This is a genomic window from Bacillus sp. FJAT-52991 (genome assembly GCF_037201805.1).
In the GTDB taxonomy this organism is placed as follows: Bacteria; Bacillota; Bacilli; order Bacillales; family Domibacillaceae; genus Bacillus_CE; species Bacillus_CE kandeliae.
Genome location: NZ_CP147404.1, coordinates 2,651,694 through 2,669,357 on the forward strand (window position 1 = coordinate 2,651,694; position 17,664 = coordinate 2,669,357).

Annotated in this window: 20 protein-coding genes and 1 pseudogene; 12 read left to right on the forward strand and 9 right to left on the reverse strand. The window is 39.5% G+C overall.

The window, feature by feature from the left end:
* The first annotated feature begins 39 nt into the window (after positions 1 to 39).
* Both WDJ61_RS13640 and ytrI read left to right on the forward strand, forming a co-directional pair.
* A complete protein-coding gene (locus tag WDJ61_RS13640) occupies positions 40 to 375 on the forward strand; it encodes a YtrH family sporulation protein (RefSeq protein ID WP_338750639.1) in 336 nt (111 codons plus the stop codon).
* A complete protein-coding gene (gene ytrI / locus WDJ61_RS13645) occupies positions 372 to 881 on the forward strand; it encodes a sporulation membrane protein YtrI (RefSeq protein WP_338750641.1) in 510 nt (169 codons plus the stop codon). The genes WDJ61_RS13640 and ytrI overlap by 4 nt, the downstream gene beginning before the upstream one ends.
* Here ytrI and WDJ61_RS13650 read toward each other — a convergent pair.
* Complete coding sequence (locus WDJ61_RS13650) at positions 878 to 1,822, reverse strand: bifunctional oligoribonuclease/PAP phosphatase NrnA (RefSeq protein WP_338750643.1); 945 nt, start codon at positions 1,820 to 1,822, stop codon at positions 878 to 880. The two genes, ytrI and WDJ61_RS13650, sit on opposite strands and share 4 nt — an antisense overlap.
* 99 nt (positions 1,823 to 1,921) lie before the next feature.
* On the opposite strand from WDJ61_RS13650, the gene WDJ61_RS13655 reads away from it, so the two are divergent.
* Positions 1,922 to 2,224: a YtpI family protein gene (locus WDJ61_RS13655; RefSeq protein ID WP_338750645.1), complete on the forward strand. Its 303-nt coding sequence runs from the start codon at positions 1,922 to 1,924 to the stop codon at positions 2,222 to 2,224.
* A 36-nt stretch (positions 2,225 to 2,260) separates the two neighbouring features.
* Here the strand turns inward: WDJ61_RS13655 and WDJ61_RS13660 are convergent, their stop codons facing one another.
* Both WDJ61_RS13660 and WDJ61_RS13665 read right to left on the reverse strand, forming a co-directional pair.
* Positions 2,261 to 3,571, reverse strand: a complete 1,311-nt coding sequence (locus tag WDJ61_RS13660) for a CBS domain-containing protein (protein ID WP_338750647.1) — start codon at positions 3,569 to 3,571, stop codon at positions 2,261 to 2,263.
* 178 nt (positions 3,572 to 3,749) lie between these two features.
* Entirely contained in the window at positions 3,750 to 4,430 is a 681-nt protein-coding gene (locus WDJ61_RS13665; protein ID WP_338750649.1) for a metal-dependent hydrolase, read from the reverse strand.
* A 131-nt stretch (positions 4,431 to 4,561) separates the two neighbouring features.
* Between WDJ61_RS13665 and WDJ61_RS13670 the strand changes: the two genes are divergently transcribed.
* From WDJ61_RS13670 to WDJ61_RS13680, 4 genes and pseudogenes are all read left to right on the forward strand, one after another.
* On the forward strand, positions 4,562 to 5,656 hold the full coding sequence (locus WDJ61_RS13670) for a Xaa-Pro peptidase family protein (protein ID WP_338750651.1): 1,095 nt from the start codon (positions 4,562 to 4,564) through the stop codon (positions 5,654 to 5,656).
* An 82-nt stretch (positions 5,657 to 5,738) separates the two neighbouring features.
* Positions 5,739 to 6,188, forward strand: a complete 450-nt coding sequence (locus WDJ61_RS13675; RefSeq protein WP_338750653.1) for a universal stress protein — start codon at positions 5,739 to 5,741, stop codon at positions 6,186 to 6,188.
* Positions 6,189 to 6,304: 116 nt separating this feature from the next.
* Positions 6,305 to 6,376: pseudogene (locus WDJ61_RS19125) on the forward strand (S-layer homology domain-containing protein); the annotation flags it as partial.
* Positions 6,377 to 6,391: 15 nt separating this feature from the next.
* Positions 6,392 to 6,625 carry an S-layer homology domain-containing protein gene (locus WDJ61_RS13680; RefSeq protein WP_338750655.1) on the forward strand — a complete coding sequence of 78 codons (234 nt, stop codon included), beginning with the start codon at positions 6,392 to 6,394 and terminating at the stop codon, positions 6,623 to 6,625.
* 68 nt (positions 6,626 to 6,693) lie between these two features.
* On the opposite strand, the gene argH is transcribed toward WDJ61_RS13680, so the two are convergent.
* Both argH and WDJ61_RS13690 read right to left on the reverse strand, forming a co-directional pair.
* Positions 6,694 to 8,088, reverse strand: coding sequence for an argininosuccinate lyase (argH, locus tag WDJ61_RS13685; RefSeq protein ID WP_338750657.1), 1,395 nt, complete (start codon positions 8,086 to 8,088; stop codon positions 6,694 to 6,696).
* On the reverse strand, positions 8,085 to 9,293 hold the full coding sequence (locus WDJ61_RS13690) for an argininosuccinate synthase (RefSeq protein ID WP_338750659.1): 1,209 nt from the start codon (positions 9,291 to 9,293) through the stop codon (positions 8,085 to 8,087). Before WDJ61_RS13690 ends, argH begins: the two co-directional genes overlap by 4 nt.
* Before the next feature lie 218 nt (positions 9,294 to 9,511).
* Between WDJ61_RS13690 and WDJ61_RS13695 the strand changes: the two genes are divergently transcribed.
* Entirely contained in the window at positions 9,512 to 9,820 is a 309-nt protein-coding gene (locus WDJ61_RS13695; RefSeq protein WP_338750661.1) for a hypothetical protein, read from the forward strand.
* A gap of 65 nt (positions 9,821 to 9,885) precedes the next feature.
* Here the strand turns inward: WDJ61_RS13695 and WDJ61_RS13700 are convergent, their stop codons facing one another.
* The 4 genes from WDJ61_RS13700 to phaQ form a co-directional block, all read right to left on the reverse strand.
* A complete protein-coding gene (locus tag WDJ61_RS13700) occupies positions 9,886 to 10,728 on the reverse strand; it encodes an EcsC family protein (RefSeq protein WP_338750663.1) in 843 nt (280 codons plus the stop codon).
* A 172-nt stretch (positions 10,729 to 10,900) separates the two neighbouring features.
* Positions 10,901 to 12,118: an MFS transporter gene (locus WDJ61_RS13705; RefSeq protein ID WP_338750665.1), complete on the reverse strand. Its 1,218-nt coding sequence runs from the start codon at positions 12,116 to 12,118 to the stop codon at positions 10,901 to 10,903.
* Positions 12,119 to 12,306: 188 nt separating this feature from the next.
* Positions 12,307 to 12,816, reverse strand: a complete 510-nt coding sequence (locus WDJ61_RS13710; RefSeq protein ID WP_338750667.1) for a hypothetical protein — start codon at positions 12,814 to 12,816, stop codon at positions 12,307 to 12,309.
* Between the two features lie 135 nt (positions 12,817 to 12,951).
* A complete protein-coding gene (phaQ, locus tag WDJ61_RS13715; RefSeq protein ID WP_338750669.1) occupies positions 12,952 to 13,374 on the reverse strand; it encodes a poly-beta-hydroxybutyrate-responsive repressor in 423 nt (140 codons plus the stop codon).
* A 270-nt stretch (positions 13,375 to 13,644) separates the two neighbouring features.
* Here phaQ and WDJ61_RS13720 point away from each other — a divergent pair, with 270 nt between their 5' ends.
* From WDJ61_RS13720 to WDJ61_RS13735, 4 genes are all read left to right on the forward strand, one after another.
* A complete protein-coding gene (locus WDJ61_RS13720) occupies positions 13,645 to 14,148 on the forward strand; it encodes a poly(R)-hydroxyalkanoic acid synthase subunit PhaE (protein ID WP_338750671.1) in 504 nt (167 codons plus the stop codon).
* Between the two features lie 85 nt (positions 14,149 to 14,233).
* Entirely contained in the window at positions 14,234 to 14,974 is a 741-nt protein-coding gene (gene fabG, locus WDJ61_RS13725) for a 3-oxoacyl-[acyl-carrier-protein] reductase (protein WP_338754800.1), read from the forward strand.
* Between the two features lie 68 nt (positions 14,975 to 15,042).
* On the forward strand, positions 15,043 to 16,107 hold the full coding sequence (gene phaC, locus WDJ61_RS13730) for a class III poly(R)-hydroxyalkanoic acid synthase subunit PhaC (RefSeq protein ID WP_338754801.1): 1,065 nt from the start codon (positions 15,043 to 15,045) through the stop codon (positions 16,105 to 16,107).
* A 146-nt stretch (positions 16,108 to 16,253) separates the two neighbouring features.
* Positions 16,254 to 17,597, forward strand: coding sequence for an IS1182 family transposase (locus WDJ61_RS13735; protein ID WP_338750673.1), 1,344 nt, complete (start codon positions 16,254 to 16,256; stop codon positions 17,595 to 17,597).
* Positions 17,598 to 17,664: the final 67 nt, after the last annotated feature.

Sequence of the window (17,664 nt, forward strand, 5' to 3'; positions counted from 1 at the left end):
ATATATAGAAAGAAAGACGGATAGATAAACGGAGGCACTATGGCTGATACCTTTTTCCAAGAATTATTAAAATGTTTTTTTATCGCTTTCGGGGTTTTGCTAGGGGGATCCTTAATCGGAGGAATGGCCTCCTTCGTGACAGGCAAACCACTCTTTACAGGGATCGCGCAAATTAGTAAAAGCTTGCACATTTGGGCGATTGTCGCAGCGATTGGGGGCACATTTGATACGTTATCAAACTTTGAACGCGGCTTCCAAGAAGGGGAAACAAAAGAAGTATTTAAACAATTTTTACTCATATTATCGGCCATGGGTGGCACGCATACCGGCACGTTAATTATCGCTTGGCTAACAGGAGAACACATTGCTCCATGAGAGTCCCTACCTTTCATAAACGTCAAAAAAGAAAATGGTTGCTAAGTGGTGCCGTCATCGGCAGTTGCATAAGCTGGCTATTATTTCTCTATATGTTTGGCTCCTTGCAAGAAAGACAAGCCCTTACTTTAGAATTACAAAAAAATGAAATCCGGGACTTATCCGCTCATTTAGAAATTTGGCAGGAAGAATATAAAATGTTGAATAAAAAAACCCTGCACAAGCTGACTGTGCAGGAAGTTGAAATTGAAATAATGAACTATGAAAAGTATGGAATCGATGACGCTCAAAGTATTTATGAAATCCAGGAAAACATCAAAAAAGACTTATCCGTACTTTCAGCAAAAGATTTAGAAACCGTCTATTCACAAAAAGAATTATTGCGTCAAACAATTGAAAATAAAACGATCAAAATCAATCAAAAAAGCTATTCGCTACGTGTGAAAGAATGGCTGTTTTACACGACGATTCATATTCAGCTCGAGCTCACTCTTCAAGATAATTAGTTCTTGTATGTGATGCACGCCTGTTTGAGGTCCTTCGCTACAAGTTCCGCTTCCTCCCAAGAATAAACAGAAGCGCCTGCAGCAAGCGGATGACCTCCTCCATTGTATTTCTTGGCGATTTCATTAATAATAGGACCTTTTGAGCGAAGGCGAACTCGAATTTGATCATTTTCTTCAACGAAAAAGACCCAAGCTTTCATCCCCTTTACCTCACCAAGAGAACTAATAAGAAGAGAAGCTTCTGATGGAGTCACCCCGAACTCTTCAAGCAGCTCTTTTTTCAATGTTACAATTGCTGCTCCACTTTCTTCTAATTGAAAATGCTGTAAAATATAACCTTGCAGTTTCACCACTTTTTCATCTGTTTCATACATGCGGTTAAATAACTCATGACGATCAAATTTATATTCAATTAATTCTCCCGCATATTCCATTGTTCGGTCAGTTGTGCTTGGATAAAGGAAACGTCCGGTATCACCGACAATGCCCGCAAACAATAATCGAGCGGCCTCCTCATTCATTTTCAAGCCATCCTCTTTACCGCTTTTGTATAAATCATAAATCATTTCACTCGCGGAGCTGGCGGATGTATCTACCCAAAGTAAGTCACCGTAAGGATCTTCATTCGGATGGTGATCAATTTTGATCCATTCTTTCGCTAGCTTATAGCGATCGTCACAAATTCTTTCCTTGTTGGCTGTATCACATACGATCACGAGTGCCCCTTCATAAACTTCATTGTCAAGAACATCAAGTGTACGCAAAAAACGAAGAGTCGGTTCTTCTTTTCCGACTGTATACACCTTCTTTTCTGGAAAAGAAGTGCTAATAATTTCTGCTAGCCCTCCTTGTGACCCGTAAGCATCTGGGTCTGGACGGACATGTCGATGAATAATAATGGTGTCATAGTCTTTAATTTTTTCAATGATTTGTTTTTTCATATTTCGTTCTCCTTTGTGCTAGGCAAGTTTTTAAGGTAGAATTTCTCTCTTATTCTCGGTACAATGAAAGTAGTCAAAGAATTGTATGGAGGAAATCATATGCCTGTTTTAGTGTTTATTATTGTTATATCGTTCTCTTTCTATATCATGTATAAGGTACGGTACGTTAGAAGCAGACTTCCAATGGAAAAGAAATGGGTATCTGCTAAGTCTAGTATCGCTCTTGGCCTTTGTGTGGGCGTCTTCGGAATCAACACGCTGTTCATTCAACAATCAACGGTTGCTTACATCGTTGCCGCTGTCTTTATACTTGTCGGTTTTGGTAGTGTATGGGCGGGCATTAAAGCATATCGCCACTTCCTTCCATATGCCCGAAAAGAAGCAGAGGAATACAATAATTAATTGCTTAATAGCCGCTCCTACGATCGGAGCGGTGTTTTAATTGCGCTCAATAACTTGACACATCATTAGCGCCTTTCCTACAAGAATGCCACTATTGAACACTTCCACATCCACTTTTCCAAACTTTCGTCCAACTTCGAGCACTTTCGGATGAATTTCTAGTATGCTTTCCATTTGAACCGGCTTGATAAAGTAAATGGTAATATTCTCAATGACTAAGTCTCCTTTTTTCTGAGCACGCATCGCTTGATTTGCTGCTTCTGTTACAAGCGTAGTGAACACACCGTAAGAAATCGTCCCTATTTGATTCGTCATTTGTGGAGTCACTTCAAATGTATACACACTTTCCCCTTTTCCTGATAAATCTATTTGGTTAGTAATGGTATCATTTAATGTCTCCCCCATTTGCGGTTGCCGCTGCGTCATTTGCAGTGCTTTTAACACATCTTGCCTGCTAATAATTCCTTGAATTCGATTGTGATCATCAACAACTGGCAATAGTTCGATCCCTTCCCAAATCATGATATGGGAAGCGGAAGCAACACTTGTTTTCACACTAACTGTGATCGGATTCTTCGTCATTACCTTCTCAATCGGCCATTCTTTTTCATGCCCCATAATATCCTTCGCTGTGACCATCCCTTGTACCTTCAACTGGTCATCAATAACAGGGAAACGGCTATGCAACGTTTGCCTATTTTTTTCAAGCCAATCATTAACTGTATCATTAGCGGATAAGGCCGCCGTTTGATCAAAAGCGGTAAAAATATCACCAACAAGCACAATCTCTTTTTTAATTAACTGGTCATAAATCGCCCGGTTAATCATCGTCGCAACCGTGAATGTATCATAGCTTGTGGAGATGACAGGAAGTTCAAGCTCATCTGCTAGCTTCTTTACCTCCTCTTCCGTATCAAATCCACCTGTGATTAAAACAGCTGCCCCGGCCTGTAAAGCGTGCTCATGAGCTTGCGTTCGATTACCGACGATTAATAAATTACCTGGGCCTGTATATCTCATCATCGCCTCAAGCTTCATGGCGCCGATGACAAATTTATTTAACGTTTTATGAAGACCTGCTCGACCACCAAGCACCTGTCCGTCGATAATTTTCACGACTTCAGCAAATGTCAGCTTTTCAATATTTTCTTTCTTCTTCTGTTCGATCCGAATTGTACCCACTCGTTCAATCGCAGAAACTAACCCTTTCGTTTCCGCATCCTTAATTGCTCGATAAGCGGTCCCTTCACTGACAGACAACGCTTTCGCTATTTGCCTAACTGATATTTTCTCACCGATTGGCAACTCTTCGATATAGTGTAAAATCTGCTCATGTTTCGTTATCAACTGTTTCACCTGTTCCTTTCCGATCCCCTAATACAGTTATTATAAGATGAAAAGGTGTCGGATTCAATTTTCGGAAAAAATGTTTAGAGGAGAGAGTGGAAAACTCGCAAAGGTGGATGAAACAAAGATTGTCCCATAAAAGATCCATCTCCTTTATGAGACAACTTCTTTCATTTGCTTACAGCTCGATCACTTCACCTGGCTCTAGTACGAGACCATTGTTTGCTTCGAGTTTGTTAATAAAAGCGTAAGGATCTTGTTTAATAGGTGGGAACGTATTGAAATGGATCGGAATGACTTGCTTAGCCTGTAAAAACTGAGCCGCGATCGCAGCATCTTCCGGACCCATCGTGAAATTATCGCCAATTGGCAAGAAAGCGAGATCGATTGGATGACGTTCGCCAATTAATTTCATATCAGAGAATAACCCCGTATCTCCCGCATGATAAATTGTTTTCCCTTCGATCATTAACAATACACCCGCTGGCATTCCCATATAAAGAAATGTACCGTCTGCCTGCTGCAAACCAGAACCATGAAACGCCTGCGTAAACTTCACTTTTCCAAAATCAAATTCAAAGCTACCGCCGATATGCATCGGATGAGTATTCAATCCTTGGTGAGCCAAATAAATAGCGAGTTCATTCACCGCAATAACTAAAGCCCCACTCTTCTTCGCTAATTCGATCGTGTCACCGACATGATCACCATGACCATGCGTCAAAACGATCACATCGGGATGCTCCTCTTCTACTTTTAGATCCGTCAAACCATTTCCGGTAATAAACGGATCAATTAAGATTGTTTTTCCTTTTGTTTCTACTTTTACAATTGAATGTCCATGATAGGATACTTTCACTTTGATAAACTCCTTTCAACTGAAAATATTCCCCCTAATTTACTATTCGCTTAAATCATCTTTTTTCCTCTCATTTTACATGATAGACTTTTATTGATACGATTTTTAAAATCGCTAAGGAGGAAAACAGCATGAATCAACGATTAACAAAACTAATGAATTGGATGAAAACAGAAGATATTCCTTTTTCATTTATTACCTCATCTGAAAACGTCTTTTATTTAACAGGCTTCAGAAGCGATCCGCATGAGCGTCTTCTCGGTGTCGCCATCTTTCAAGAAGCAGAGCCTTTTCTAGTCTGTCCGAAAATGGAAGTAACCGACGCACAAAACAGCGGCTGGGCATATGAAGTCGTTGGATATACTGATATCGAAAACCCTTGGGAAATGATTCAATCCCGCGTTAATAGTCGAATCAACAACACTCAACAGATAGCTGTCGAAAAACAACACTTAAACGTTGAACGATACGAGGAACTGTCTACACGCTTCCCTTCCGCTACCTTTGTTTCAGCGGAAGCCAAGCTAGAGCAGTTGCGAATGATCAAAGATGAAAAAGAGCTAGCCAGTTTGAAAAAGGCAGCGGAATACGCTGACTATGCAATTAAAGTGGGAACAGAGGCAATCCAAGAAGGAAAATCTGAGCTGGAAATTTTAGCAGAAATCGAATTTGAAATGAAAAAGAAAGGCATTGCGGAAATGTCATTTTCGACAATGGTGTTAACTGGAGCAAATGCGGCTTCTCCACACGGCATCCCTGGGGCAACAAAAGTTCAAAAGGGCGATTTAGTCTTATTTGATCTTGGTGTCGTTTATGAAGGTTATTGCTCAGACATTACACGTACCGTTGCTTTTGGAGAAATCAACGACAAACAGCGGGAAATTTACGAAACAGTACTTAAAGCGGAACAAGCGGCGATTGCTGCGGTTAAACCAGGTATAACAGCGAAAGAAATCGATTTAATAGCGAGATCTATCATTGCCGATGCAGGATATGGAGAATACTTCCCACATCGTCTCGGTCATGGACTTGGCATTAGTGTACATGAATTCCCTAGCATCACTGAAACAAACGAGCTTGTTCTTCAAGAAGGAATGGTCTTTACCATTGAGCCAGGCATTTATGTTCCAGGTGTCGCCGGCGTTCGGATTGAAGACGATGTGTACGTGACAAGCACAGGAAGTCAAATCCTAACTTCATTCCCTAAAGAATTACTATTTGTTTAGGAAAATTTCACATTTCTCAGTAAAATTTTACTGATAGAATGCTATAATTGTTGTACACCTAAATTATAAGGGGGAATGACAAATGAGTATGAAATATGAAAATATTCTTGTAGCTGTTGACGGTTCAAAAGAAGCAGAATGGGCATTTAAAAAATCAATCGAGATTTCTAAACGAAATGATGCAACGTTAAATTTATTGCATGTCATTGACACTCGTTCATTCGCAGCCATCGAAGCATATGACCGTACAATCGCTGAACGTGCTTCTAAATATGGTAGCGACCTATTAGAAGAGTACAAAGCAGAAGCTGAAAAAGCTGGAGTGAAAGCAGTCAATACGTTTGTGGAATATGGTTCACCTAAAGTAATCATTCCTAAAGATGTAGCGAAAAAAGTCGAAGCTGACTTAATCGTTTGTGGAGCTACTGGGCTAAACGCAATGGAGCGCTTCTTAATCGGAAGTGTATCTGAACACATCACTCGTGCTGCTCGTTGCGACGTACTAGTCGTTCGCACAGATAAGGGAGAATAAGATGAAAAACTGTCTCAATTTTTTGGGGCAGTTTTTTTTATTCCCCTAGAAAACTGCCCTTATATCTTAAGGGTCTCCGATTGTAGAGAAAAACCCTTACAATCTTTTTATTTTCAATTGCTTTTGAAGCAGGAATTATTAACGGAGAATCAGCCACTACATTTGCACCGTATGAGCCGATTACACGCGAACAAATGGCTGCAATGTCTGTGCGTGCTTATGAATACAAGGCAGAGAAATCAGTAGAAGACGGTCCAATCAAGAATTTCAAAGATGCAGAAAAAATTAACGCTTACGCAAAAGAATCCGTTCAGAAAGCCTTCCGCCTAGGAATCATGGAAGGAAAAACAAATGATAAATTCGGACCAAAAGAAAGCTCAACTCGCGCTCAATCAGCTAAAGTTCTCTCCGTTATGCTTCATAAATTAGAAAAATAAAAGCATTCCCCCTCGCTTTAGCAACTGAAGCGAAGGGAATACTTTTTTCTCTACAAAAAAACAAGCCCTTACTCCTTAAGGGCTTGTTGCGCATCGATCAAGTCTTTTGCTGCACTGATTTGGAGCTGAACTTGGTCGAATCCAGTACCGCCTAAAGACTTCCTTCTTTTGACGGCTTCATATGGTGACAGCACTTGATAAATGTCTTCTTCAATGACCTCAGACGCTGCTTTTAGCTCCTCTAAAGGCAGGTCAGCGAGATAGCATTGATTTTGGATGCAGTGAAGCACTAGTTTTCCAACTATTTCGTGTGCTTCGCGGAATGGAATGCCTTTTGATGCTAAGTAATCAGCCAGCTCCGTAGCATTGGAGAAATCGTTGTGGACTGCTTCTCCTAAGCGGTCCTCGTTCACCTTCATTGTTTGAACCATTCCTGCAAAAATTTTCAAGGAACCAATAATTGTATGTACTGTATCGAACATACCTTCCTTGTCCTCTTGCATATCTTTGTTATACGCAAGCGGTAAACCTTTTAATACAGTTAACAAACTAAATAGATTGCCGTATACGCGACCTGTTTTTCCACGGATGAGCTCTGCCATATCAGGATTTTTCTTCTGAGGCATAATGCTTGATCCCGTAGAGAAGGCATCATCCATTTCAATAAATTGAAACTCTTGGCTCGACCAAAGAATCATCTCTTCTGCCAAGCGAGACAGATGCATCATTAAAATGGAAGAAGCGCTTAAAAATTCAAGGATGAAGTCACGGTCACTGACCGCATCCATGCTGTTGGCATAGACTCCTGCAAACCCAAGTAGCTCAGCCGATAATTCACGATCAATTGGGAACGTTGTACCAGCAAGGGCACCAGCGCCTAGAGGCGAGATGTCCGTCCGTTTTAATCCCTCTTGAAAACGCTCTTTATCTCTTTGCAGCATCCAGAAATATGCCATTAAGTGGTGGCCGAATGAAATCGGCTGTGCTCTTTGCAAGTGGGTGTAGCCAGGTGCGAGTGTTTCCACATGCGCCTCGGCTTTCTCCACAATTGCTTCTTGAAACGCTTCAATTAAACCAATGATTAGCTTGACCTGCTTCTTCAAGTACAAATGCATATCAGTGGCTACTTGATCGTTACGGCTACGGCCAGTGTGAAGCTTGCCACCAACCGCTCCGATTTCTTCGATCAAGAATTTTTCTAAATTTAAATGGATGTCCTCTTGGGCAACCGAAAAAGCTAATTCACCTTTTGAAGCTTTCTCCTTTAAAGCTTCAAGGCCGCCCGTGATTTGATCTGCTTCCTCTTTTGTTAAAATGCCTGTTTCACCAAGCATTGTGACATGCGCGATACTTCCTTCTAAGTCTTCAAACACAAGCTCTTGATCAAAGTGGATGGATGCTCCAAATTCATCTACCCATTGTTCTGCTGACTTTTGGAAGCGCCCTCCCCATAGCTTTTTCATGAATGAATCTTCTCCTTCTCCTGCTGTACCATTGAATTCACTTTTGTTGGAAGACCCCATAACTGGATAAACCCTACGGCTGCATCGTGATCAAACTCATCTTCTGTTGTGTATGTCGCTAGTTTTTCATTGTATAGAGAATAGTCAGATTTTCTTCCTTCTACAATGGCATGACCTTTAAACAATTTCACACGAACCGTTCCAGTCACAAACTTCTGCGTTTCTTTTAAGAATGCTTCAAGTGGTGCTCTCAATGAGGAGAACCATAATCCATCATAGATCAGCTCTGTGATTTTCTTCTCAATCACTGGTTTAAAGTGAGCGACTTCTTTTACTAACGTTAAATCTTCAAGTTCTTTATGCGCCTTGATTAATGTGATCGCACCTGGGCACTCATACACTTCTCTCGATTTAATACCAACAAGGCGGTTTTCTACATGGTCAATTCTTCCTACACCATGTTTTCCAGCTACTTCATTTAAATGAAGGATTAGTTCAGCTAAAGAATATTGTACGCCGTTCACTGCAACTGGTACACCTTCTTTAAAATCGATTTCGATGATTTCAGGACTATCTGGTGTGTTTTCTAAAGCAACTGTTAAATCATAAGCATCCTCTGGTGGCGCTGCCCAAGGATCTTCCAAAATTCCGCACTCATTGCTTCTACCCCAAAGGTTTTGGTCGATCGAGAATGGACTATCTAAGTTGATCGGCACTGGAATATTGTTTTGTTTCGCATACTCGATCTCTTCTTCCCGTGACCATTTCCAATCACGTACTGGAGCAAGAACTTCAAGATCAGGATTCAATGCTTTAATGGATACTTCGAAACGAACTTGATCATTTCCTTTACCCGTACAACCGTGAGCAACCGCGACTGCATTTTCTTTTTCAGCTACCTCTACTAGCTTTTTCGAAATAAGCGGACGTGAAAGTGCGGATACTAGCGGATATTTACCCTCGTATAAAGTATGTGCTTGAAGAGCGATTAATGCATACTCTTTTGCATATTCTTCTTTCGCATCGATCATGTAGCTCGCTACCGCTCCTACTTGAAGTGCCTTTTCTTTAATAAACTCTAAATCCTTTCCTTCACCAACATCTAAGCAACAAGCGACTACATCATAACCTTTCTCCTTTAACCACGGAATGGCCACCGATGTATCTAATCCCCCAGAATACGCAAGAACAACTTTTTTACTCATGACTTACTTCCTCCTCTAAGTTGATATCTATTAGTATAAATATTCATTTTTATTAATTTTTATTCTCTTAACATGAATAAAGAATACCATGTTCTTCATAAGCTTTCAAGTAGTTTATTCAAAAAAAGTGTATTTTTTTGCTTTTTTATGAATAAATAATCATGCAATACTGGAGTTTTGCAGAAAACAAAGGAAAACGGTAAGATGGAGAAAAAAAGATGGGAGAGCCTATGTACTTTCAAACAAACCCACGTCTTGGGATCTCTGTACCTCATTTAATGAAGGAATGGACTCATTACTCTATGAATGAACAAGCCTATATCCTTCATGAATGGGAAACGATTCGTGGCAGTATTCCCGATCGAATTAAAAACTTGGAAAAAGAAATTAACGAACGCCAAGCTCAGCTTGATCATGAAGAAAGCTTTCAGCGCTCTTGCTTGCTTAATGAAGAAATCAGTGAACTTGCTTCTATCATTAATGATCTTTGGCTTTGGTTTCGGACTTCGCCTTCTATGGAGAAATAAGTCCATCTGGCAATGTATCAGCACTCACAAAAGCCGCCGTATACTTTTCGTACACGGCGGCTTTTTCATTGGCTGTCTGCTTTCTTCTCCTGCAATAAGCGATATTGATAATATTTTTCTGCATAGGTCGTTACCGTTTTCGTTAAACGATAGTTCATACCCGCTCCGATCGCTAAACTAACAAGGGGCAAGTTAGATATTTTTTTATGTTTAAATACAGTAATAGCCATCAACTTAAACAATTGCTTGATCGGCCCTTCAATCCAAGCCGTGCCTGTCAACTGATCGGTTTCTTCATAAAAGAAAGATTGGTCCTGCGCTTCTAGTTCCAAGAGAAGCTCCTGCCAGCCGGCTGCCTTTAAACGATCTGGCAATGTAGCTGCGTGAAACACCTTTAGGGAGGCCATCATTTCAAATGGTGTCTGCGGGTCGTATCCGTAAGACATAGCTGTCAACTGAACAGCTCGCAGGTTAATCAAGACCATGGCAAGAAAATCCGTGCTAACCGGCACAGCTCCACCCGTTCCCGTGATGCCTCCTTGAATGAGAGAATACATACGTTGTCTAGATGCCTGCTGACGATTTAAGTAGGCTAACTGGTCTAGTGTTAGCTTTTTCATATCGGGAATCGTCTTTACCTCTTCATTAAAAACTCTAGCAGAAGTTAAGATTCTCTCACGCGCTTCATTTTGAAATTGTGAACCTTGCAATAAAGAATGCATTTGAAAAAGTGCATTATCCAACTGACCAAAAAAAGTAGCCACTGTTTCTTCCGGAATAGCTTCAAATGCCGCTTGTAACCATTTAGCATATGTATATTGGAAATCATTGCCTTCATAATCTACTAGTGATTGTTCCCAAGCCATAATATCTTCCCAAACAGCTTCGTCTCGTTCAGTCCAAGCCATAACAATCCCCTCCTTGTTTCACTGTTGCTTGTCTTTTCATTCTCTATGATCCTATTAAAAATGTCAATTTCTCTCTATGCATGCGACAAGCTCCCCCTATGTTGTTTTTCTATTAGGAAAACAACAAAAAAGGAGAAACTCGTCCTCATCTGCTTAAGAAAGAGCTTTCTTTTCAATCTCTTTCCAATTTCTGCAACGATAAATACTTCCTTCTTATATAAGCCCAAATACTCGAGAAGAACAACAGGTTAGCCGCAATCACAAATACAGTAATAACTCCATATGTTTCTGCTACATAACCAAAAAACAGAGAAGCCACTCCAAAAGTTCCGGTCAATATCGCATCTCTCGCTGAAAGCACCTTGGGCAACTGTTTCTTTGATGCGGTTAATTGAACAACCGTTTGCTGTCCAATCATTTTCAATTGCGTGGCTACACCCACAAAAACAGACATTAATAACGACCATAAAGGATTAGTGGAAAGACCGAAACATAAAGTGAAAACGCCCACCAATAATGCACTAATACAAATAACTTGCGAAAACTTCCTTTTCAAATAAGATTGTGCTTTCAGACTTAGCAGCCCTCCGATCATTAAACCAACAAAAAAAGCGGAGTTTATATATCCCCACCAGGCTTCGCTTTTATGAAGAACTTCCTCCACATAAATATACAAAATAGCCGCAATCCAAACGACGTTGGCGATAGAATCCATTACATCCATAACAGCCACTGTCTTCAGCGACGGTGTTTTCCAAATAATCACCCAGCCTTCTTTTACAGCATCCCTTTTATTTTCTGAAGAAGGTGTTCGCTTTTCTTCACTGTCTTGAATCCCCATCATGATAAGCGTAGAAAGCAAAAACAAAGCAATGGTCAAATCAATCAAGTATGCACCTCCAAAAAGCGCAACAAGGATCGCACCAATCGGCCAACCACCAAGTTGAATGATTTGATCCACGACCACTATTAAACTATTTGCTTTTACTAACCTACTAGGTGAAACAAACTGTGGAAGTAGCGAATTCCGTGTAGGTATAGCCCATCCGTCGAGAAAAGCCATGAGGGCTACAATCAAAAACACAAAGTACAAATCATTCGTATCTATCTTCATCCACGGGTCTAAAGCAAGTATGCCTAACAACATCGTTTTTCCTAGTTGAGAATAGACCAGGATTTTCTTCAAAGAATATCGTTCAACAAGTAAAGGGGCTACAACCTCACCACCAAATCGGGAAATTGTGATAACAAATGGAATGAACGCCATTAAAGCTGCGGAACCGCTCAATTTGTAAAAAATACTAATTAAACCCACAATGTAAAAAAGGTCTCCACTATTAGCCAAAACTTGCCCGATCCAAAGTAAATGAAAAGAACGTTGATTAAACATAAACGCCTATCTCCTTCGCTAAATATTCAGTTTTTAAGTTAGATAGGGATCGTTTACATTGGATTCTTCCTTTCATTCATAGTGTGTTCATTATAAATCATATGCTAAACCAATTGAACAGATGCTTTAATCATTTCCCACAAAAAAGCCAACTCAGATTCATTCCGAGTTGGCTTCACCATCATTTATTACTTAGCAATTAATTCAAACGATTGAAGCATCCCTTTTTGTGTTTGCTTCAATTGATTAATTAAATCCTCGCAAGCGTTTAATACTTCTGCACGGTTTTGTTGTTGTGCTTCAAGTGCATTTTTATATGTTTCTTCTAAATGAGCTTGAGATTTAGATAGCATTTCGATAGATGCTTTCCCTGGGTTAAGAGCTAGTGCTTGAGTCGTATAGCTGATTTCTTCTAACTGACCGACCCATTCAGAAAGATTTTTGCCGCCAAGCTCTTGTTGGTTCCAAGAAGAGTTCATATTGGACTTCCACTCTGAAGACAGCTTTTTAGAGTTTTCTTCTAGCTTAGAAATTTGTGCGCGGCTAGAATTGATCCAATCTTTTTGTCTTTCAAACACTTGAAGTGTTTTTTGCTCTAATCCATCTTGAGAAGAATAAAACGTTTTAAATCCGTTAAACCACCCATCCCAAAACACATCGATTACATCAATAGACTTGTTTGTTTCTTTTTTATTCATTGTTTGAAACCTCCATTTTAATTTAATTAAGGTCAATTAGACCTTGTATAAAAACTTATACAATTGCCAAAGTCATTCATTTGACAGTTGCAAAGCCTTATAAAAGTTATGCTGTCTAAACTAAAGAGGTCTTGTCTATTTTTTCGATTGATCATCTTTATTCGTTGTGAATCCTGGTGGCATAAAAAATTGACTGTATACATTAAAAAATTGATCAAGCATTTTTTGATATTGCTCTAGTGAAGAGGCCCACATCTGTAAATATTGCTCACCTGCAGATGTAATGGAATAAATTCGTTTGGCAGGTCCCCCTGATGATGTATCCCACTCAGAAGTGACAAACTCATCCTTCTCTAGCTGCCTTAATGTTCTATAAAAATTCCCTTGATCAATGGAATGAAATCCAAATTGAATAAGTTTTTGCATTAATTCATATCCGTGGGCATTCCAATCCCTTAAAAGAAGCAAAAGTACAGGAATCATAAAGTTTTTCGGTGCACCGGCTACATTTCTTTTCCCGTCCTTGTTCTCTTTAGAGCTACTCCGGTTTGAAACCATCGCTATCACCTACTATATCTTTAATATTGCTCATATGTGTAATTTACACCTATATGCATTTCAAGTCAAGCTTTGCATCACCTACAAATATTGACAAAATGAATTCCAATCGACAACATTTGTTAAAAACATTGTCAAAATTCTGGGTTTTTGATTAGAATTTTACGTTTTTTTTTGGAACAAAAGATGGCTCATGTGTATTATCCTAAATATGTAGCAATAGTGTTAAGATTTATAAAAAACTAAAAATTCAAAAGGAGTTAAAGCGTAATGACCCAACAAACATTGCCAGATCCATTTACCGTATGGAAAAGTTTTTACGAAAAAACAGAAGCAAGTTGGAATGATATCCTGCATGAAACGATGCAGCAGGAGGCTTATTCTGAATGGATGGGCCAAACTCAAAGCGCTTATTTACAATTCCAAGAGCTGATTCAAAAAACGACAGAGGCTTATTTAAAGCAAATAAATATGCCAACTCGCGAAGAGATTTCAAGCGTTGCGTCGCTCATTATTAACTTAGAAGAGAAAGTGGAAGACCTTGACCAAAAAGTAGAAGACGAACTTTTGAACAGTCCAGCTCTAGCTGAAATTACTAAGCTAAAAACAACAGTTATCAGACTAGATAAAAAGATGGACCGAATCTTAAAAGCATTGCAGCAAGTAGAGGAAGCGGCATCCGCACCGGAACCAGAACAAGCATCCGCATCAACTGAAGCCCCCTCTGCCAAAACAACAGCATCTACTTCACAAACAAAGAAACAAGGTTCTTAATAGCAAGTCATCTTCTAAAAAACTACATAAGGAGTGTATGTAAATGGCAATCATTGAAAAAGAGCTAATCCAGAAAAATGAAGATTTGTTAAGTTTGAGAGGAAAAGTTGTCATTGTAACAGGCGGTTCCCGTGGGATCGGTGCTACAATTGCAAAAGAACTAGCAAAAAAAGGTGCAAATGTTGTCATTAACTATAACTCAAGTTCAGACGCAGCAAAAGCTGTCGTAGAAGATATTGAAAGCTTTGGTGGATCAGCACTAGCTTGCAAAGCTGATGTAGCAAGCTTAGAAGAATCTAAACACTTAATTGAAGAAACGAAAAAACAATTTGGCAGAATCGACATTCTTGTCAATAATGCTGGGATTACAAGAGATCGTTCATTTAAAAAGCTTAGCGAAGAAGAGTGGTACGATGTGATTAACGTCAATTTAAATAGTATTTATCACACGACATCTGCTGTCATTCATACAATGCTTGAGCAAAAGTACGGCCGCATTATTAATATTAGTTCAATCATCGGACAAGCAGGCGCCTTCGGTCAAACGAACTACTCAGCTTCAAAAGCAGGCATGATTGGCTTTACTAAATCTTTAGCTTTAGAAACAGCTAAAAGCGGGATTACAGTTAATTCCATCTGCCCTGGCTATATTGAAACTGAGATGTCCGCAGCGATTCCAGACAATGTCCTAGAGCAACTTATATCAAAAATCCCAATGAAGCGCTTAGGAAAAACTTCTGAAGTAGCAGAAGCTGTTCTATTCCTCGCAAACAGTAATTACATTACAGGTCAATGCATCAATGTAAATGGCGGTGTATACATGTAAGCAAGATGAATCGTTTGCTGTAACATTTAAAAAGGGGGAATGTGAACGTGTACTCTACAACAAAAGAAATGGAAGCTTGGGTAAATACACTACCTGACAATATCCAAAAAAGCTATTACCGCTTCAAACGAGTATCAGAGGTATTAACAAAAGAACCGGAACCGCAAGTAGGCTTAACACCTAAAGAAGTCATTTGGACAAAGAACAAAGCCAAGCTATACCGTTACCAACCGGCAAAAGAAAAGACAAATAAAGTGCCGCTATTAATGATTTATGCCCTTATCAATAAGCCCTATATATTAGACTTAACTCCTGGCAGTAGCCTAATCGAATACTTAACGGATCAAGGACATGACGTTTACTTATTGGATTGGGGGACACCAGGTTACGAAGATCGGCATATGAAACTAGACCATTATGTTCTGGATTACATTCCTCGTGCCATCCAAAAGGTATTACGAACTTCCGGTGCGGATGAAGTAAGTTTACTTGGTTATTGCATGGGCGGGACGATGACAGCTATTTCTGCTGCTCTCCATCCCGATTTGCCAATTCGTAATTTAATCTTTTTAACAAGTCCATTTGATTTTGAGGATACCGGTTTATTTACAAACTGGCTTGATGAGCGTTATTTTAATTTGGATAAAATGGTCGATACATTTGGCATTATTCCGCCTCAAACGATTGACCTTGGAAATAAGCTATTAAAGCCGCTTGTCAACTATATGGGGCCTTTTATAACATTAGCTGAACGTGCAGACAATGAAGACTTCATTAAAAGCTGGTCTTTAATGCAAAAATGGGTGCATGATGGCATCCCATTCCCTGGTGAAGCGTTTAGACAATGGATCCGCGACTTTTATCAAAAAAACAAGCTGATTAAAGATGAATTAATGATCCGGGGGAAACATGTGCGGCTAAGCGATATTGAAGCGAATATTTTAAATATCGCCGCCCAACGCGATCATATTGCTGCGCCAGAGCAGGTAAAGCCATTAATGGACAAAGTATCCAGTAAAGATAAAACGTATCAATTGATGCCTACTGGACATGTTTCTGTCGCCGTTGGTGGAAATGCAGTGAAGCGTACGTACCCAACGATTGACCAGTGGTTGGTTGAGCGTTCAAAATAATATTATTGATGAAAAAATCCCCTCAAAAAAACGAGGGCACTGAAAAAGTCCATCTATTTAAACTAAGCGAGCCTTTCCTCGATGAAATTGAGGAAAGGCTCGCTATTTTTTGTATAATAAGGATATTACATTCAGGTGGTGTCCCGATGATTTCCAATCAAGAATCCTTAACTCTCAGCCCATTTATGGAGATTTACGATATTGTTGTGCCAAAAGATAATATGCTTCGTCAAATGAATGAACTCGTGGATTTTACATTCATTCTAGAAGAACTAAAAAATAAATATTGCCTCGATAACGGTCGCAACGCAGTGCCGCCGATTCGCATGTTTAAATATTTATTGCTGAAATCCATCTTCGATTTGTCGGATGTGGATGTGGTCGAGCGTTCGAAGTATGATATGTCCTTTAAATATTTCCTAGATATGGCGCCGGAAGATGCTGTGATTAATTCAAGTTCATTAACGAAATTCCGTAAACTTCGTCTTCAAGATGTAGGTTTATTAGACATGCTTATTTATAAAACCGTCGATATGGCGCTGGAAAAAGGACTCATTAAAAGTAAAACCATTATCGTGGATGCTACGCATACGAAATCGCGTTATAATCAAAAATCACCCAAAGAATTTTTAATGGAAAAATCGAAAAATGTCCGAAAGGCTGTCTATCAAATCGATGAATCAATGAAAGAAAAATTAAATGTGTTGAAAGAAGTAGTGGAAGATTATACAGAACAGCTCCATTTCTCTACTGATCCAGATGCACGTGTTGGTCATAAAACGGCAGATTCTTCTTTCTTCGGCTTTAAAACACATATCGCTATGAGTGATGAACGACTGATTACCGCTGCGATCGTGACAACAGGCGAAAAAAGCGATGGGAAATACCTACAAGAATTAATTGAAAAAAGCCAAGAAACAGGCATGAAAATTGAAACAGTTATTGGGGATACAGCTTATTCAGAAAAAGATAATATTCACTATGCAAATGAAAACGAGCTCCAATTAGTATCGAAACTAAATCCCCAAATTACACAAGGTGGACGCGCGAAAGAAAATGAATTTGAGTTTAATAAAGATGCAGGGATGTACGTTTGTCAGGCTGGACACATGGCTATTCGCAAAGCCCGTACGAATAAGAAAAATGTAGGTGAAAATCAACGCCAAACGTATTATTTCGATATTGAAAAATGTAAGGGATGTCCATTTAAAAAGGGATGTTATAAAGAAGGGGCAAAAAGTAAAACGTATTCTGTCACAATTAAGTCGACAGAACATAAAGAACAAGAAGCATTTCAAAAGAGTGAAGGCTTTAAGGAGAAGGCAAAAGAGCGTTATAAAATTGAAGCGAAAAATAGTGAACTCAAGCACAGACACGGGTATGATGTGGCCTCTTCCTCGGGTCTTATTGGTATGCAAATGCAAGGAGCGATGGCGATATTCGCCGTCAATCTCAAACGAATCCTTACACTTTTACGGGAATCCAAATAAAAATAACCGAAGAAAAAAGCGATATAACGTTCAAAATCGAACGCTATATCGCCTTTTTAGTTGGAAA

Bases quoted from the DNA above. Each gene is read 5' to 3' on its own strand.
- WDJ61_RS13705 (WP_338750665.1), bottom strand. From the start codon at position 12,118: ATGTTTAATCAACGTTCTTTTCATTTACTTTGGATCGGGCAAGTTTTG.
- WDJ61_RS13650 (WP_338750643.1), bottom strand. From the start codon at position 1,822: ATGAAAAAACAAATCATTGAAAAAATTAAAGACTATGACACCATTATT.
- WDJ61_RS13710 (WP_338750667.1), bottom strand. From the start codon at position 12,816: ATGAATAAAAAAGAAACAAACAAGTCTATTGATGTAATCGATGTGTTT.
- WDJ61_RS13680 (WP_338750655.1), top strand. From the start codon at position 6,392: ATGTCTGTGCGTGCTTATGAATACAAGGCAGAGAAATCAGTAGAAGAC.
- WDJ61_RS13720 (WP_338750671.1), top strand. From the start codon at position 13,645: ATGACCCAACAAACATTGCCAGATCCATTTACCGTATGGAAAAGTTTT.
- WDJ61_RS13690 (WP_338750659.1), bottom strand. From the start codon at position 9,293: ATGAGTAAAAAAGTTGTTCTTGCGTATTCTGGGGGATTAGATACATCG.
- ytrI (WP_338750641.1), top strand. From the start codon at position 372: ATGAGAGTCCCTACCTTTCATAAACGTCAAAAAAGAAAATGGTTGCTA.
- WDJ61_RS13655 (WP_338750645.1), top strand. From the start codon at position 1,922: ATGCCTGTTTTAGTGTTTATTATTGTTATATCGTTCTCTTTCTATATC.
- WDJ61_RS13700 (WP_338750663.1), bottom strand. From the start codon at position 10,728: ATGGCTTGGACTGAACGAGACGAAGCTGTTTGGGAAGATATTATGGCT.
- WDJ61_RS13735 (WP_338750673.1), top strand. From the start codon at position 16,254: ATGATTTCCAATCAAGAATCCTTAACTCTCAGCCCATTTATGGAGATT.
- WDJ61_RS13695 (WP_338750661.1), top strand. From the start codon at position 9,512: ATGGGAGAGCCTATGTACTTTCAAACAAACCCACGTCTTGGGATCTCT.
- WDJ61_RS13675 (WP_338750653.1), top strand. From the start codon at position 5,739: ATGAGTATGAAATATGAAAATATTCTTGTAGCTGTTGACGGTTCAAAA.
- argH (WP_338750657.1), bottom strand. From the start codon at position 8,088: ATGAAAAAGCTATGGGGAGGGCGCTTCCAAAAGTCAGCAGAACAATGG.
- phaQ (WP_338750669.1), bottom strand. From the start codon at position 13,374: ATGGTTTCAAACCGGAGTAGCTCTAAAGAGAACAAGGACGGGAAAAGA.
- WDJ61_RS13640 (WP_338750639.1), top strand. From the start codon at position 40: ATGGCTGATACCTTTTTCCAAGAATTATTAAAATGTTTTTTTATCGCT.
- WDJ61_RS13670 (WP_338750651.1), top strand. From the start codon at position 4,562: ATGAATCAACGATTAACAAAACTAATGAATTGGATGAAAACAGAAGAT.
- phaC (WP_338754801.1), top strand. From the start codon at position 15,043: ATGGAAGCTTGGGTAAATACACTACCTGACAATATCCAAAAAAGCTAT.